Genomic DNA, 16442 nt, shown 5'->3' on the forward strand with positions numbered 1-16442 from the left:
AGGAGGGCAAGCCTCTCTGTTCCCCGCACCCGCAGGGATGACCCCAAGCCGCTGGGCCAGGGACTGCTCACCGGAAACTGCTCCCCGGACTCTCGGGGATGACCCCGGACCGGCCTCGACCGTTGGGACGGCGCGACCTGGGATGACCCCGGCGCCGCCTGCGCGGTGGACATGGGGGTGCCCTGTTTCCCGCACCCGCGTACGTCGGCAGTCACGACGCCGTCATGCTCCCCGCACCCGAGGGGCGCTCGCGGGCGGCGGGGTTCTCGTGCGAGGAGGCGAAGCCGATTCCGCGTGTGGTTCGCCATCCTCGCGGGCCGGCCGCTCGACGCTGTACACCCGGGCCGCCCGCTGGTGGAGGGGGCAGCCCGGGTGAACCGGCCCCGGCGTCAGCCGGGCGCGTCGTGCGGCCTGGTGGTGCGGGGGCTGTGAGCCCGCTCAGTTGCCGATACCGGCGCTGCCGATGCCTGAGTTTCCGATGCCGGCGCTGCCGATGCCCGTGTTGGCGATGCCCGCGGTGCCCAGACCCGTGTTGGCGATGCCCGCGTTGCCGATGCCGTCGTTGAAGGCGCCCGCGTTGCCGATGCCGTCGTTGAAAACGCCTGCGTTGCCGATGCCGTCGTTGCCGATGCCTGCGTTGCCCAGGCCGTCGGCGCTGGCCGCGGTGGCGCCGCAGATGGCCAGCACCGCCGCGGCACCCAGCGCCGCCGTCGCACGGAGAAGAGTTGTGCGCATGGTCCTATACCTCCTGATTTGGGAGTATTTGCCCTCCATCTCTAGCACGCGGCCGTACCGAATACGGGGATAGAAGTCCGAAGCCGCCGTGTCGCCCAGCTGCCTCGTCCGATGGCGTAGCCGGGCCACAGGCCGACGGCACAGAAGACCCGCCCCTCGTCGAGGCAGCCGTTGCCCTGGAGCACCGCTGTACCGGTGCTCTCCGAAGGCCGCCCCCGGCCCGGGGGACGCCCCGACCGGCGGTACGACTTTCCAGCGGTGGGCGGTGCCTCCCGTAGTCATGAACAACGGCTCGGCGCGATGGCCAGGGTCACTCCTGAACTCTGTCGAAACGCTGCTCTTCGGCGGGCTCCGGCACCACTTCTGCGGACCTGATGCGATGTGGCGGGTCCATGCGCTGGACCAAGTCCAGGTCGGCTGCAGTGTCGACGGCATTCGAACCCGCGGACAGATAGGAGCAGGTCCGCCCCGTCTCCGCCAGTCGCCGTGGGAGGGACCTCCCCCACGTCGATCGCAATGGGCCGCTCTGCCACGGCACCGCAACCTGCGGGAATGCGCGCACTCCCGCTGCGACTCAGGGTAGAGAGACCGTTCTCTGCGGGCGAACCTTTGTCTGGGAAGCCGGAGACCGTTGCCACGGGTCCGCCGACGTTGGGCCTGAGCCCTTCGACGTGTACAAAGCGACCTCGGAGAAGGCCGTCCCGAATAAGGCCTGGACCTGCTCCTCCCGCACCAAGGGGACGACCCCCGCATGGCCAGCACGGTCGGCCTCACCACCGGCTCCTCCCCGGACCCGCGGGGATGCCTTCCGTACATCCCTTCGTGCGGGTCCCCTGGACGCGGCGCGCTTCCACCATGAGGCGGTAGGGGCGGCTCTGGGGACCCCGTTCCCTGCACCTGCGAGTGCGTGCGGTGCTACCGGCCAGCTGGAGCATCGAGCCACGCGTTTGGTGGTGGCGCGAGGCCTTCCTCTCCGCCTGGTCGACGTTCTTCCAATGCCGGATGTACGTCTACCCGCTCGCGTATCGGGCGGTGCAGCTGTGCCCGTCCTTCGTGACCCCCCTCGTATGCCCGCGCCGAGGGTGGGCATCACCTAGGGTCCCCCGTAGCACCCGGTGCCGGACCGAGCGCCTGGCGATGCCGCAGCACGGTAGGACTTGGGCGTCGCTGCCTGCTCCGGCTTGTACACGTCCCATTGAGCTCTGCCACCTTTATGTGGACGGTCAAGGGGCTGGTGGGACCGCTCGCGGGTGCTGACGCTCGTCGCGGGCGGTGGTCCGCGCAGCAGACCGTCCGCTCCGCCGGCACAGCTCGCCCCCGACCCCTGTCATGCCTGCTCCGCCGCCGGTGATCACTCACGAGTCAGGCGCTTCGGGTGGTCCAGGGCGCGCGACATGCCCGGGCGGGACATGCCCCGAGGGCATCGGCCGTTTGTGCCCCTGCCGGTGGCTTGCTGTGACCTCGATATGAGCCTGTGTCCGAATTGCCGGAATCTTTGAAAGTGCCTGAAAACAGGTCCCTGCCCGCGTAGAGTCCCAGCTCAGGAAGCCTGCTCCCCGCACCCGCGGGGATGAACCCACCGCACCGCCTGCCGCCGTTCAGGAAGAGCCCTGCTCCCCGCACCCGCGGGGATGAACCCAAGCCATGGAGAGGAATTCAAGCCACGGCTTTCTGCTCCCCGCACCCGCGGGGATGAACCCTGCATGCGGCCATCAAGCCCGAGGGCTGCTGTCTGCTCCCCGCACCCGCGGGGATGAACCCGAGGACGACGACCTGCGGGCCTTCCTCCTCGGCTGCTCCCCGCACCCGCGGGGATGAACCCAAGGCCTTGCTCCAGGCCGTGGAGGCGGCCGGCTGCTCCCCGCACCCGCGGGGATGAACCCTGTCCGGGGTGCCGGTGACGTCCACGACGGCGCTGCTCCCCGCACCCGCGGGGATGAACCCGACGGCTGGTACGACACCCGGGTCAAGGACTGCTGCTCCCCGCACCCGCGGGGATGAACCCGCACCGCCGCCTCACAGCCGCAGACGCCTGCACTGCTCCCCGCACCCGCGGGGATGAACCCATGGCTCGGGGTCTACTCCGGGGAGGCCGGCTCTGCTCCCCGCACCCGCGGGGATGAACCCCACTGCTGCCCAGACACTCATCCGTCCTCTGCTCTGCTCCCCGCACCCGCGGGGATGAACCCGTGACGGCGTTACGCCGGCCTCGCACTCGATGCTGCTCCCCGCACCCGCGGGGATGAACCCGGCTCCCCGGGCATGCCCTACCTGGTCGCCTGCTGCTCCCCGCACCCGCGGGGATGAACCCTCCCTGCTGACCAAGGCAGTCGAGGAACTGGACTGCTCCCCGCACCCGCGGGGATGAACCCCGGCCCTCGTCCATGACGAACGAGTCGTTCTGCCGCTCCCCGCACCCGCGGGGATGAACCCTCGACCCGGCGGTAACGGTGCTGGTGGTCGGGCTGCTCCCCGCACCCGCGGGGATGAACCCTCGGCAATCGACTCCTCCGATCAGTCATTCCCACTGCTCCCCGCACCCGCGGGGATGAACCACCGGGGCCGCGACAAGCACCGTCACGCGGGCACTGCTCCCCGCACCCGCGGGGATGAACCCCCGACAATCCCGCCCCGCTACCGCCGTTGGCCCTGCTCCCCGCACCCGCGGGGATGAACCCTCAATCGAGCGGCCCTGAGTCGCGTGCTTGTACTGCTCCCCGCACCCGCGGGGATGAACCCGGCGCCGCCCACTTCGACCGCAGGGTCCTCCTCTGCTCCCCGCACCCGCGGGGATGAACCCAGGTTCGTGAAGAGCCCGACGACGGTCGACGCCTGCTCCCCGAACCCGCGGGGATGAACCCCACTTCGCCTTCTACGCGCCGCGCGCTGAGATCTGCTCCCCGCACCCGCGGGGATGAACCCGACAGGCAGCGGATCTGAGTTGCGAGGAACTCCTGCTCCCCGCATCCGCGGGGATGAACCTGTCGGCGTACGGCTTTGGCTCCCCAGCCGCGTACAGGTGAACGTCCCCAGGTGCTGGTACGCGTTCGTGAGCGGACCTCGTAAGGTCGCAAGAACGTCTGCGGTAGTCGGATTGTCTGCTCAGGAATCCGACTCATCACTGCCCGACTCGCCGCGCCCCCAGGAACGTACCGTGCTTCGCACGACAGCCTCCTTGAAAGCCGCCGCAGCGCGTCCTGTCACGACGAACCTGCGCGGGCGGTCGTCGGCATGGGTGAACTGGACGACACCGTCACGCCTGCCAAGGCTGATGTTGGTGAAGGCGTAACCGATCCGAACGGGCCCGGGTTCCCTCCCTGCCAGCCGAGCCGCGATGACATCGGCCACACCTCGGCCCATGTGCAGGGCTGTCTGGCAGGACATTCGGCACGGTGCCCCGCTCATCGACATCCCGGCTGCCGCGTCGCCGACGGCGTACACCTCGGGGTGCGAGACCGAGCGCAGGGTGGCGTCGACGAGCATCCGGCCGCTCTCATCTGTGGCGAACCCCGCCGCGCGAGCCAGCTCCGGCGCACGGAACCCGGTGGTCCATACAACGGCGTCAGCGGCGAACGGTGCGCCATCGCGGAGGTCCAAGCCGTCCTCGCGCACTGCGGCGACGACGGTCTTCGGATGAAGCGAGACATCCAGTCGCTTGAGAGCACGCCGTAGGTGGGTCCGGGCCCGCGGCGTGAGCCCGGACCCGACGTCATCGGCATCGGTGAACAGCCGGACTCGCAGATCGGGGTAGCTCTCGGCCAGCTCCGAGGCGGTTTCCAGACCGGTCAGCCCTCCGCCGACCACCGCAACAGTGCCGCCTGGCGCAATCTCGGCAACCTTGTGCCGCAACCGCGTCGCCTGCTCAGGGGTGGCGACGGTGTACGCATGCTCGACTGCCCCCGGGGCCTCGTCGAGCCGCGCCCCGCTGCCCACCGCATACACCAGGGTGTCGTAGCCGATCGCTCCGGGCGCGAGGTCCAGATACACGGTTCGGTCAGTGGTGTCGATCGAGGTCACACGACCGACGACCAGTTGGATCGATGTACCGCTGAGCTGCTGACGCAACGATGGCGCCGCCCATCTCTGCCCGGCGGCCAGCTGATGGAGCCGGACCCGTTCCACGAACCGGTCTGAGGCATTGACCAGTGTGATGGCGACATCACTGCGGCGCAGCTTGCGGGCGAGGCGCTTGGCCGCCAGCAGACCGGCGTAACCGGCGCCCACGACGACGAGGCGATGGCTCATGGCATGACTTCCTCTGGGAGGATGGGCGGCTTCGGTGCCACCTTGGACAATTGGCCGCACATCGGTGTCAGACCGCGGATCTGGACACGGCGACTGCCCAGGCGATGTACAGCACGTTCACCACCAGCCGAGCCACCGCGCCGGCCGGCCGTTCCAGCAGCCGGGGCCGGTCCGGCCGCGCGCGTCGCAGCGCGTCCACGTGGGACACCAGGTAACAGCCGATCAGGACGGCGGCGGCCCAGCCTCCGGTCGGCCGGCTGCACGGAACCAGCACCAGCGCACCCACCACCACCTCCGCCGCCCCCGTGACCGCCACGAGGAACCTCTCCCGGCGGAGCCAGACGGGCACCAACATGCGGAAGTAGCCGGGGGCTAGGAAATGCATGACCCCCGTGACGATCAGGAACACCGCCAAGGCGACGGCAGCGATAGCGTGCATGGCACGATGATCCATTCACCTCGCACATGGGCACTTGAACAAAACGATCGCCGCATCGTCTTCGCCTCCGGCGCCGAGGCGACGATGTTCGCCGAATCCCGCCCGTTCCGCGTTGCCCCACACCAGCTGCCCGCGTGGAAAGCCGTGCTGCCGATCGGCGGCCACGCCGAACTCCTCCAGGCGGGACGGCCCATGGTGACGGCGCCCGGGCTGATCGTTCCGCCCCAGCTGACCCACAGCTGTGCGGCGACCTCGCCCTACATCGCCCTGTTCATCGACTCCTGGCTGCTGCCCTCCTGCCCGGAACCGGTACGGCTCGGTGCCGGCGAGGTCCGCCGCCTGCTCGCCGCGCTCGGCGCCACCGATTCCGACGGCCCCGGCACCGGTGTGGACCTGGCCGCCGTACACATCGAGCTGCGGGCACTCGCCGGGTACCCGCCCCCGCTCGATCCGCGAGTGGCTCACGCCGTCCATCTGTGCACGTTTCGCGATCCGGACATGCCCATCACCTCCATCGCCAGCGAGGTCGGCCTGTCGGCCCCCCGGCTGCGCGCCCTGGTCCGGCAGGACGTGGGCATTGCGCTGATCCGCCTGCGCCGATGGGGCCGGCTCCGCACCGCGATCGCCGGTCTGCCGGATTCGACTGCCGCCTTGGCCGCAGCCACCGCCGGCTTCGCCGACCAGGCCCACTTCACCCGTACGGCGCGGGACTTCATAGGGCGTACGCCTGCCTCTCTGCGGCGCACTGAAGCGTAGGGCGGCCCTTGCCGGCCCGACATGTCCCGTCCCCTGAGGGATCTGGCGGCCCCGGTCCTCCTCAGATACTCAACCGGCTTCAGAGCGGGGGACGTATTGCTGTACCGGACTGTCCGCGTTCAGGTGTACGCCGACAGAACCCGACGGCCGGGAGGCCGGCAGCGGTCACTGCTGCTGCTCCGCGCACCGTGGGGATGAACCCACCTACACGCACGGCGACCCGTCACCTGACTACCTGCTCCCCGCACCCCCGAGGATGAAGCCTGACCGTGCACCACTGGACCGGACTGGAGGCCAAGGCCCTGCGGAAGGCGGTGAGGCTGAGCGGTCGCGCGTTCGCGGAGCACCTTGGTGTCGGCGTGCGGACCGTCTCCAAGTGGGAGAAGCCTCAAGCGTTAACCGAGCCCCGCCCGGGCACCCAGGCGATCCTCGACACTGCATTTGCGGTTCGAGGTCTTCCTCTCCGAGGCTGGACGCCCCGGGGCGGAGGCATCAGGTCGGCGGGTGACACCAGCCGGGCCGGTAGCCCGGGCGTACGATGCGGACCGGAGAGCACTGCTCCCCGCACCTGCGGGGATGAACCCTCCAGGCCGCGCGGGACCAGCTCCTCGTCCAACTGCTCCCCGCACTCGCGGGGATGAACCCGCCGTGTACGACCTGCGCCGCATTGGCCGAGGCTGCTCCCCGCACCCGCGGGGATGCCCCGCTCCGGCTATGTACGGCGCGGTCGGCGGTCGCTGCTCCCGCGTCTGCGGGATGCTCCTTGCTGCGCTGATCGTCCAGTGACCTATCTCGTCGAGGCGGTGGATCACAGCCTGCGACGAGCAGCCCGGCGAGGTTCGCGGGTACAGCACTAAACACCGAGGGGTGAGGTCTCCGGTGAAGGGGGCACGGGCGCTAGCGATGCCTGTGCGAGAACGTCCAACGCGGATGCCGCCGCGTCGCTCCCCTCACGGTTCGCCAGTACGCGCAGCTGCGGTAGCTGCGCGCGGCACTCCTGCATCCGGCCCAGGGTGAGGTGGGCCACGGCCAGCAGCAGGCGGTCCTGGAAGTCCTCACGGGAGCTGACGTTGCCCAGCCGGCCCGGCGGGCACAGGCTGTAGAGCATCGCGATCACCTGAGGGTAGTCGCCTTCCTTGAAGTACAGCCGCCCCAGGCTGCGACGGATCTTGTCAGCACGTTCGGGGTCGGCGCCGCTCGTCTTCAAAGCGACAGCGAGCTTCCTGATCGCACCTTGGCGGTCGCCGAACCTGGCCGCCAGGAGCTTCGCGATGTTGACGCCCAGCAACGCGAAAGCCCAGCGCGCCAGATCGGGCCGCGTCTCAGTCAGGCTGCCGGCCGTCACCTCCGCCTGTTGCTCCAGGCTCAGCGCGGACTCGTTCTTCCCCTCGAAGTAGTCGACCAGGGCCAGGCCGTTGAGCAGCGTGATCTCCAGCCTCGCGCGTTGGGCGGTGTCCTCGACGGTGCGCAGCTCTTCCAGACCCTCGGCGTACAGTCTTCTGGCACGGTTCAGCGAGTCCGGCGTCCGCTGTTTGGCCAGATGATTGGCCAGTTCGTAGGTGAGGTCCAGCCGCTCGACCGGTTCTGTCGACAGACGGAGGGCAGAGCGGAAGTGCTTTGTGGCCTCCGCTTCTCCCAGGCTCTCCGGCCGAAGTCGAGGTGCCAGTCGGGCGGCCGCCAGGTGTGCGGCGACCCGCTGGTCAGGAGACACCGGGGGATCGCCGCTGGGGACCTCGAGCGCGATGGCCGTCGCGGCGGCATGTCGCTGGAGGAGGTCTCGTCCGATGATGGCGCACCCTGCGAACAGGGCAGCGTGCTGTGCGCGCAGGCGGGCCCTGTCGCCGCTCATGACGGCCAGTTCGGCGCGCCTGATGTAGTCCCAGCCGGCAGGCTGCCAGGCATCGAAGAGAGCGGCGGCGTGGCGGGAAGAGTCACGGGCGTCCAGACCACTGCGCAACGTGTGCCGTGCGGTCGCGGTGAGGCTGATCCAACTGTTGCCTCCGGGCCCCGGGCGTCCCAGCTGATCGGCCGCCTCACGGCTCAGTCCCAAGCGCAGAGCAGCGGTGACGGGAGCACCCCAGTGGGAAATCGCCACCATGGTGAGTGCCAGGCGGTCCGCCGCTGCCAGCTCGGTCACGGAAGTCTCGGGGGGAGCGACTGCCTCATCCGGGGGGCGGGCGGTACGCCGCACCACCGCCGTCGCCGGAAAGGCGGAGGCATCGCCGACGCAAGCCAGGCTGAAGCCGGTCCCCTGGGCCATGCGGGCCAGGTGGGTGGCGAAGTACCGGAGGTTGGGTCCGGAGTCCGCGCTGACGGCGAGTGCGTAGCCGAAGCCCGCGCCGAGCTCGCTGATCGCCCGAGCAGCTCCGTACAGCACCAGCCGCTCCTCGGCGTCGTCCTCCTCGCCGGTCGAGTCCGCGCGGTGGGGGTCGCTCGGCTCCTGGGCTTGACCCAGTTCTTCCCAGCGCGGGGCCAGAGCACCGGCTGCGGCTCGGAGCATGGGCGTGGGCCGCAGAATCAGTGCCGACTCCACTGCGTCGAGCACGGGAGGGTAGGGCGGCGCGGCCTCGGGAGCGGCGCCGCCGAGCCAGGCGACGCCAGGTACGGACCGCTCCCAGTCGGTTGGACGGGCGCAGTGGTAGGCGGTCATTTCCTGCTTCCCGGCCCGTCCTGCGGTTCAGCGGATGCCTCCCCTTCGCCATCCGATCCCTCGGTGTCCATGTCGCCTTCCGCCTGCGCGAGTTGACGACGCAGTTCGTCGACCCGCCGTGCTTTGAGTTCCTCACCCGCCTCCGGATTCGTGTCGGTGAAGGTGAGCGCCTGCACGCTGCCGGCACACGAGCACCGTGTGGTCTTGCACTCGCACCGGACGTCGCAGTCCGTTCCGACACCCGGTTCGCCCAGTAGTTCGGCCAAACCGCCGTACTTGAGCAACTGGATGAGCTCAGCGATTTCGTTGAGAGCGACGAAACCCTGGGAAGGGTTGTTGTTACTGGCCACGGGTGAGCAACTTTCTCTCGGGTGCCGGGGACTCTCCTCTGGATCCCACCCCAGGTTGAACGAACGTGTACGGGAGCTGGGCTCAAGCAGTCGCCACCGAACCCCCTCAGCCCGACGTTTCGCCGCCTCTGGACTGGTCGGGGCCGGCTTCGGAGACTGGTCTCTCAGCCTGCTCGAGCTGGCGTTGAAGTTCGGCGATCCGCTCCGCCTTCAAGACCTTCCCGCCGGGCGGCCTCGCGTCTGCGAGCGTCAACTGCTGAACCGAGCCGGCACACGTGCAATGCGTGGTCTTGCACTCGCACCGGACGTCGCAGTCCGTTCCGACACCGGGTTCGCCCAGTAGTTCGGCCAAGCCGCCGTACTTGAGCAACTGGATGAGGTCGGCGATTTCGTTGAGAGCGACGAGGCCCTGGGAAGGGTTGTTGTTACTGGCCACGGGTGAGCAACTTTCTCTCGGTGCCGAGCACTCTCCTCTTGACCCCGGCTCAGGTCGAACGAACGTGCAGCAGTGCGCCTTCTTCGGCGCTACCGGCCCGGCCGTTGGTTACCTGGACCAACGGCAGCCTACGGAGATGCCTCCGGGTCGGCAGGGGTCCGTCGAGCAACTGCTGTTCGATCTCGGTGTAGGACTCCGCGAGTGTGTGGGGGAAGTAGGTCTGGAAGCCCTCGCAGGCGGCCGCGAAGAGGGTGCCGCTGTCGTTGCGGGCATGATTGCCGCATCCGGAAGTGTGGATGAGGGCGTAGGGGCAGCTCGAACACTGCTCGATGGAGCCGGGGAAGCGAGAGAGCCAGGCACCTGCGGCCTTCCGGTCCAGGCTCAGCGTTCCGCCACGGTAATGACCGATCCTGCGGTCGGCCAGCCCGATCTCCTCCCAGCAGCCGTACAGGTCGCCGCGGGGATCGAACATCAGCAATCCCGTCTCTGCGGCGCAGTGGGCCACTCGCTGGAACGGGTACTTACTGCTCAGAGCACGCACGAGGGTGTTCATGGCGTAGTGCTCGTAGCTGTTCACGCAGTTCGTGTTCTCGGCACGGAAGGTGCTGGTCAGCTTGACGAGGTCTGCATGGGATACGAGCGGCTCGTGCTTCGCCTCCCCTGTCACCACGGCAGCACCGGCCGAGAAGGACGGATGCCCGAGCCAGCCGCGCTCGGCGAAGAGGTCGTTGAGCATCGCCACGTGGTCGACGTTGCTGCTGTCGACGTTGATGCGGGCCTTCACCTGCGCGCCTGCCTCCAGCGCCAGGTCGATGTTGCCGACGATGCGATGGAACGTCTCCCGGAAGCGCGGTCCGACCCGGCGGCGGTCGTGCAGTTCCGGCATTCCGTCGAGGGTGATCTGGAGCTCCGCCAGGCCGTCGGGGCCCAGCAGGTCAGCGAACAAGTCAAGCTGCACACCGTTGGTGATGGCCCACAGAGCCGAGCCTCGGTTGCGGGCCTCGCCGACGATGTACTCGACGATGTCGCGGGTCGTCTCGTCCAATGGTTCTCCGCCGAACAGGCCCAGCAACGGAGCGGCGGTGGCACGCTCGGAATCGCTTGCGGAGGGCTGCGGGGGCGGACACATTCCCAGTTCGCGGGCCACGGCTCCGGGACGGTCGAACCGGTCGATGACCCGGAAGGCATCGTCGACCCGCTCCCGCGTCATGATGGTGGCGTAGCTGCCCTTGCCGGCGTGCATCTCGTGAGACTGGAAGCAGTACGGGCAGCGCAGGTTGCAGGTGTAGGCGGGGACGAAGCAAAAACTCGGCGGACTGGACGCGAGGTCGGCCTCATGCAGTGCGGCTGCCATGTCCACCATCAGCAGGCGCTCCTCCTCTACGGAGGAATCCGTGAGGTAGCCGCGTTCCTGGAGATGCAGCTCCGCCTCGTCTCCCGGATTCCACGGAGGGGCCCCCACGTCCTTGCCGCGATGCTCGACGAGATAGTTCCCGACGCTCGCCGGGACTTTGTCCAAACTGCCTCGGAGCCCATGCAGGAGAAGGGTGAATCTCCTGTCTGGAAGCGGCGCCCCAATGACATAGGTGCTGATCCGCACGTGTGCTGCCTTTCGAGCTCTGGCACTGTGCCAACGATGGGGGGAGGGGGATCCTGGAGAGCGGCTGCCTGGCATCCACCGGCGAATTCATGACGCTCGGGCCGCTATCGGGTCATGGGCCCATGAGCCCCAAACTAGGTGGAAGCCTGTCCTCCAGCCACCGCGGCGCCTGCCACTCCCTCGGACAGCCGCACGAGATACCCCGAACGGCAGCCGCCCCGGGCCGGCTGCCACGTCTTTCGGGCGTAGCGGCAGCAGCCACAGCTCAGCACATCGACGGCCAGGCTCGTCGAGGACGCCATCCGGGTGAGTACGGCGTCCGACGCGCAGATCCTTGGGTCGTGACGGCTACCAGCAGGGAAAGGTACCCATACCCCGTCACGGCCAGGTGTCACCGCACGAGGAAGAGTCCGCATGGCGAAAACCAGAGTGTTGCTGGAGGTGCAGGTGCAGGACGCTTACACCCGCGGTTTCGCCGCCTTCGAGGACGCTGCCGGATCGGAGAGCAGTGCCTACGCACAGATCACCCGTGCGCTCGCACCGGTTGCCGGGCTCGGGGTGGAGCCGGATCCGAGCTTGCTGGTGATCCCGATGTTCACCCCGCCGATGCCAGGAGGCCGCTCCTCCGCCCCTCCCCCCTCTGGGCTCTCCGCCTTCGGGCGGGCGGAGACCAACGACGACATGCCTGCCGTCACCCTTGTGCTGCCCGTGGAGGTCGACCGGGGCAACCTGGAGACCCTCAGCGAGCGCGGTGGCGTGGTGGGGGTCTGGCCGAACTCGCGTCTGCAGCTTCACAGCGATGAGGGGATCCCGGCATGTCCGGGGACGAAGCGGACCGCAGCCGAAGCCTTCGACCGCGCCCGATCCCGCGTCGGTGTCGACTGCCGGCCCTTCCGGCCTGCGGTCGACACCGAGGTGGTCCGAGACCTTCTCGGTGTGTCCGCATTGTGGCGGGAAGGCTTGCGCGGCCAGAACGTCACGGTCGGTATCCTCGATGAAGGTGTAAATGGAGTGGTGTACCCGGTAGTGGGCGGCTTCACGCACGTCGGCAGCGACACCTACCCCGGTTCGGCACCGGTCACCAGTCACGGGTCCATGTGCGCCGCGGACGTACTGGTCGCCGCGCCGGCGGCACGCCTGTACGACTACCCGTTCATCGGAGTCCCGGACTCGGGGGGCGCCCTTGCGATGTTCCAGGCCGTCCTCGACCAGCGCCGCATCGACGGGACGCCCCACTTGACCACCAGCAGCTACGGCTACGCCTCGGTCCCTCCCCCCGAAGAGTCACCCGGAAGCGAAATCCACGACATCGATCACCCCCTCCACCGCAAGGTGCGCGAGGTCGTGGCGTCCGGCGCGGCCGCGTTCTTCTCGGCAGGCAACTGCGGTTCACAATGCCCCAGCAGCAGATGCAAACCGAGCGGCATCGGGCCAGGGAAGTCGATCCATGCGTCGAACAGTCTCGCCGAGGTCATCACCGTCGCGGCAGTGAACAGCTGCCACGAACGCATCGGTTACTCCGCCGAAGGCCCCGGAATGTTCGAACCCGAGAAGCCCGACCTCGCCACCTACACACATTTCTACGGAAATTTCGGACCCGGCCGGCCCGGCGGCACGGACGTGGCCGAGTTCGACAACGGGACGTCGGCCTCCGCTCCGCTCGCGGCGGGGGCAGCGGCTCTGTTGCTGTCCGCCTTCCCAGGGATGTCCCCGCAGGAGCTGCGCGACGCGCTCACGGCCGGCCTCATCAACGTCACCGGGTCAGCCTGGGACGCGGGATACGGGCGCGGCATCCTGAATGTGGCCGCCTCCTACTGGCACCTGCTGCGCAAGTGCTGAGGCACCAACTGACTCATGCCGGTGGGGTACCTCGCGGTGCGATCCGGAGGGAAACACCGATGAAATGGCTGCTCGTTGTCGCTGCCGACGTGGACGTTGACCTGCTCGCCGCACAGCTGGCCGGTGTGGCCTTGATCAGTGATCGGGCTCCCGTTCCCCATGGGACCGACGAGAAGGTCGTCTACGTCGACGGCCCCGTCGACCTTCCCGCGCAGCTCGACCATGCCGGGATCACCGCAGTCGCGTATCCGAGCTCGCCGTTCGAGCCGCACTGAGGACGTCCGGCCCGCGCCGGGAAGAGGACGGGATCACGGCCGAGGGGCGGCGTTCGGATGGCCGGCCCCGGCCGAAGGCGTGGCGAGGAAGTCGTTCGCTGGCTCTGGCCCTGGCGTTGCACCGACGAGGACAGGTCCGCGGGTGTGTCGTGGCTGCGACGGCACGCTCCTCGCCGACGGCGAGGAGTGCAACTTCCACTGCGGCGACTCGGAGCGGTCGCTCACCAGGACGTTGGAGGGCCTGGAGAAACCGGACGGTGGCACGGTCTACAGCCCTTGGGAGACTCTGAGCACGACTTGAAGACCCCCCACTCCAGCAGCGTCTGAAGGTCCTGGCAGACGACCAGGACGCCAGCAGGACTTCATCGGCAAGCTGCGGGCCGTCGCGACCGACCGGCAGCAAGTACTCCCTGACCGGCGTCGCCACGAAGGACGGCGCCCGGCCCGGGCTGCTCAGCGCGGACCTCGACCGCCGCGGGCACACGGGGGCGGAAGCCGACGGACAGCGATCCGCTCCTCCGCGGGCGAAGCACCGCGCTGACGCGTGCCTTCACCGTGCCGTCGACGCGGTGCAGCCGGCTCGCGATCCCCGCGTTGGAGAGCCCCGTCCCGAGGGCGGCCGGCACCTCGCGTTCCCGTTCCGTCAGCCGCTCCAGTGAGCGGGGCGGGTGTGCCGTTCGGTGTGCCTGCAGCCCCGCGACGCTATTTCGTGTAGTTGTAGACGGTCGCCCGTGAGACGCCGAGCCGGTCGGCGATGAGCTGTGCGGAACTCCGGGTCTCGAAGAACCCCTCGCGATGTAGCTGCCGGACCAGTTCGCGCTTCTGGTCGCGGTTGAGGCCGCGGGGGGTGCTGGAGCGCTGGGCGGCGAAGGAGTCGATGGCCGACCGGAGTTCGCGTCCGGTGCGGTCGCGCAGCGTCTCCAGGGCCTCACCCCGGTGTTCGACGTCCGTGGCGACGAGGTTGGCCAGGGTCAGCGCCAGCGGGGACAGCGTGCTGACGTCGAGGTTCAGGCAGAGGGCCGCGACGTAACGTCCCTCGGCGTTCTTGATCCCGATCGAGGTGCTCTTGGCCGGGCGTCCGTCGGGGAACCGGTTGCTGTAGTTCTGGATGACGCTGGGGTAGTCGGGGTCCGCGATACGGCGCAGCCCCAGCTCGGTGGCGGAATCGCCGACCCGCCGCCCGGACAGGTTGTTCTCGATGGCGCGGATGGCGTTGTCGGGCCGGCGCAGGTCGTGCAGGACGACTTCGCACAGGCCCGGGAACATGCGCCCGATGGCGACGGCGATGCGCTCGGCTTCCCGTACGAGGTGCTCGTCCTCCTGTACGGGGTGTTCGTCGGTGAGATCGTCTTCGGAGGGGTGTGCCATCGCGCTCTCCTTTCCTGGTACGGGCTCAGTCGGCGGGCCCGGCGAACACCGAGGCCATCTTCTCGGCGGACTTCAGCCCCGCGCCGGTGAGCACGACCACGGTCGTCTCGCCCGGCGCGATGTCGCCCGTCGCGATGAAGTGGTCGAGGGTCGCCGCGGCGACGCTGCTGGTCGGTTCGGCGTACAGGCCCCGCGCGCTCAGCGCGCGGACGGCGGCGTGGATCTCTGCCTCGGGGACGGCGTAGGCGGCGCCGTCGGAGCGGCGGATGGCCGCCACTGCCTCGGGCAGCCGGACGGGGTGGGCGATGGACGCACCCTCGGCGATCGTCGGCGCCCGCTCTCTGCGGCCGGCCGGGTCGACGCCGTTGAACGTGTCGGCGATGGTCGCCCAGTGCTCGGGCTGTCCGACGAACAGGCGCGGGCGACCGTCGATCTGGCCGGCGTCGAGCAGTTCGCCGAACGCGAGGTCGCATCCGATGATGTTGCTGCCGGCCCCGGCCACGAGGACGACGTTGTCGGGCGCGGTGAAGCCGAGGGACTCCCACATCTCGTAGGCGATGGTCTTGGTGCCCTGGATGAACATGGGGTGCCAGTTGTGGCTGGCGTAGTGGATCTGCTCCGACTGCCGGATCGCCTCGTCCGAGACCTCGTCGCGGGTGCCGTTCACGAGTTCGATCTCGGCTCCGTAGGCGCGGGCCTGGAGGATCTTGGCCGCCGAGGTGGCGGCGGGAACGATGATCTTGGCGCGGATACCGGCAGCTGCGGCGTAGGCGGCCACCGCGGAACCGCCGTTGCCCGAACTGTCTTCGAGTACGTGCTCGGCACCGTGCGCCGCCAGGTGGGACATCATCACCGATACCCCCCGGTCCTTGAAGCTGGAGGTCGGGTTGAACCACTCCAGCTTGAAGTGGACGCGCCGGCCGGCCCAGTCGACCGGGACCATCGGCGTACACCCTTCACCCAGGCTCACCCGGCGGGCGGCCGGGACGGGCAGGGCCGCGTGGTAGCGCCACAGGGACCGTTCGGATGTGTCGATCTGCTCGGGACGCAGGCCCGGCAGTGCACTGACGGCGAGGGGGCTGCCGTCCTCGCCCCGCCAGCGGGGGTCGTCCAGGGAGTAGCGCCTTCCGGACCGGTCGTACAGGCCGGGGGCGGTGACGGGTGAGTGCTGTTCGGCGTTCATGGACGGTTCCGCCTTCTACTCGCTCGACGTGCTGTCGCTGGGTCTCGCGACCCGCAGGCACCCTGCCCTCCCCATGCTAGACCTGTTTTCCAGATCTAGACAGTCAGTCTAATCGCTCGTCGATACGCCGGGCTCGGATGGTCCGAGGACGCGGACCCCGGGTTCACCGCAGCCGGCAGGCGGCGGCCTCCAAGCGCTCAAGCGGGCCGTGACACACCCCGGCCGGTAGGGTGCTGCCCTTGCTCGACGGAGGTAGGACCACGGATGACGAACCCTTGGACGAGTGGGCCGCGCGACGCCAAGGCCGGCTTCGCGAACCAGGTGAGCTCAAGGCCCTCACCCTGGGCCCGGGGCCGCAGCGTGCTGCACACCTCAACCCCGACGCCCCGCGACTGATTTGGGCATCACGGCTGATGCGGCGCCATGTGACCGACGAGGGACATCTTCCGCGCCCCACTGAGGAGACAGCGGGCCCACAACCGCCACTGTGACTCCGGTCTACCGAAGCGAGGCGGTCGGGTTCTTGCCGCTCTGGGACTGCTTCAGACGCTCGACGACCATGGTGG

General features: G+C 69.1%; 13 protein-coding genes, 2 pseudogenes and 1 CRISPR repeat array. Of the genes and pseudogenes, 5 read left to right on the top strand and 10 right to left on the bottom strand.

The window, feature by feature from the left end:
- Window positions 1-438 precede the first annotated feature (438 nt).
- The 3 genes from ACZ4WZ_RS14585 to ACZ4WZ_RS14595 all read right to left on the bottom strand — a co-directional run bounded on the left by ACZ4WZ_RS14585 (window position 439) and on the right by ACZ4WZ_RS14595 (window position 5419).
- Entirely contained in the window at window positions 439-735 is a 297-nt protein-coding gene (locus ACZ4WZ_RS14585; RefSeq protein ID WP_467889734.1) for a hypothetical protein, read from the bottom strand.
- 1549 nt (window positions 736-2284) lie between these two features.
- Window positions 2285-3718: direct repeats of the CRISPR family, unit length 29 nt; unit sequence CTGCTCCCCGCACCCGCGGGGATGAACCC.
- Between the two features lie 119 nt (window positions 3719-3837).
- Window positions 3838-4980, bottom strand: coding sequence for an NAD(P)/FAD-dependent oxidoreductase (locus ACZ4WZ_RS14590; protein WP_467889737.1), 1143 nt, complete (start codon window positions 4978-4980; stop codon window positions 3838-3840).
- 67 nt (window positions 4981-5047) lie between these two features.
- Window positions 5048-5419, bottom strand: a complete 372-nt coding sequence (locus ACZ4WZ_RS14595; RefSeq protein WP_467889739.1) for a MauE/DoxX family redox-associated membrane protein — start codon at window positions 5417-5419, stop codon at window positions 5048-5050.
- On the opposite strand from ACZ4WZ_RS14595, the gene ACZ4WZ_RS14600 reads away from it, so the two are divergent.
- Window positions 5414-6175 carry a helix-turn-helix domain-containing protein gene (locus ACZ4WZ_RS14600; protein ID WP_467889741.1) on the top strand — a complete coding sequence of 254 codons (762 nt, stop codon included), beginning with the start codon at window positions 5414-5416 and terminating at the stop codon, window positions 6173-6175. The genes ACZ4WZ_RS14595 and ACZ4WZ_RS14600 overlap by 6 nt on opposite strands.
- Before the next feature lie 263 nt (window positions 6176-6438).
- Window positions 6439-6718, top strand: a pseudogene (locus ACZ4WZ_RS14605) (helix-turn-helix domain-containing protein); the annotation flags it as partial.
- A 310-nt stretch (window positions 6719-7028) separates the two neighbouring features.
- On the opposite strand, the gene ACZ4WZ_RS14610 reads toward ACZ4WZ_RS14605, so the two are convergent.
- The 4 genes from ACZ4WZ_RS14610 to ACZ4WZ_RS14625 all read right to left on the bottom strand — a co-directional run bounded on the left by ACZ4WZ_RS14610 (window position 7029) and on the right by ACZ4WZ_RS14625 (window position 11211).
- Entirely contained in the window at window positions 7029-8720 is a 1692-nt protein-coding gene (locus tag ACZ4WZ_RS14610; RefSeq protein ID WP_467889744.1) for a hypothetical protein, read from the bottom strand.
- Between the two features lie 101 nt (window positions 8721-8821).
- Window positions 8822-9175, bottom strand: coding sequence for a hypothetical protein (locus ACZ4WZ_RS14615; RefSeq protein ID WP_467889746.1), 354 nt, complete (start codon window positions 9173-9175; stop codon window positions 8822-8824).
- 106 nt (window positions 9176-9281) lie between these two features.
- Window positions 9282-9611 carry a hypothetical protein gene (locus ACZ4WZ_RS14620; RefSeq protein ID WP_467889748.1) on the bottom strand — a complete coding sequence of 110 codons (330 nt, stop codon included), beginning with the start codon at window positions 9609-9611 and terminating at the stop codon, window positions 9282-9284.
- A gap of 49 nt (window positions 9612-9660) precedes the next feature.
- On the bottom strand, window positions 9661-11211 hold the full coding sequence (locus tag ACZ4WZ_RS14625; protein WP_467889751.1) for a radical SAM protein: 1551 nt from the start codon (window positions 11209-11211) through the stop codon (window positions 9661-9663).
- Window positions 11212-11625: 414 nt separating this feature from the next.
- Between ACZ4WZ_RS14625 and ACZ4WZ_RS14630 the strand changes: the two genes are divergently transcribed.
- Together ACZ4WZ_RS14630 and ACZ4WZ_RS14635 are read left to right on the top strand one after the other, a co-directional pair.
- Entirely contained in the window at window positions 11626-13050 is a 1425-nt protein-coding gene (locus ACZ4WZ_RS14630) for a S8 family serine peptidase (RefSeq protein ID WP_467889754.1), read from the top strand.
- 59 nt (window positions 13051-13109) lie between these two features.
- Complete coding sequence (locus tag ACZ4WZ_RS14635) at window positions 13110-13325, top strand: hypothetical protein (protein WP_467889757.1); 216 nt, start codon at window positions 13110-13112, stop codon at window positions 13323-13325.
- Between the two features lie 467 nt (window positions 13326-13792).
- On the opposite strand, the pseudogene ACZ4WZ_RS14640 reads toward ACZ4WZ_RS14635, so the two are convergent.
- The 3 genes and pseudogenes from ACZ4WZ_RS14640 to ACZ4WZ_RS14650 all read right to left on the bottom strand — a co-directional run.
- Window positions 13793-14026 (bottom strand): annotated as a pseudogene (locus tag ACZ4WZ_RS14640) (LuxR C-terminal-related transcriptional regulator); the annotation flags it as partial.
- A 1-nt stretch (window position 14027) separates the two neighbouring features.
- Window positions 14028-14693 carry a helix-turn-helix transcriptional regulator gene (locus ACZ4WZ_RS14645; protein ID WP_467889759.1) on the bottom strand — a complete coding sequence of 222 codons (666 nt, stop codon included), beginning with the start codon at window positions 14691-14693 and terminating at the stop codon, window positions 14028-14030.
- A 25-nt stretch (window positions 14694-14718) separates the two neighbouring features.
- A complete protein-coding gene (locus ACZ4WZ_RS14650) occupies window positions 14719-15876 on the bottom strand; it encodes a threonine synthase (protein WP_467889760.1) in 1158 nt (385 codons plus the stop codon).
- Window positions 15877-16106: 230 nt separating this feature from the next.
- Between ACZ4WZ_RS14650 and ACZ4WZ_RS14655 the strand changes: the two genes are divergently transcribed.
- Window positions 16107-16367: a DUF6087 family protein gene (locus tag ACZ4WZ_RS14655; RefSeq protein ID WP_467889762.1), complete on the top strand. Its 261-nt coding sequence runs from the start codon at window positions 16107-16109 to the stop codon at window positions 16365-16367.
- Window positions 16368-16442: the final 75 nt, after the last annotated feature.

It is taken from the genome of Streptomyces sp. NPDC029122 (assembly GCF_055569445.1).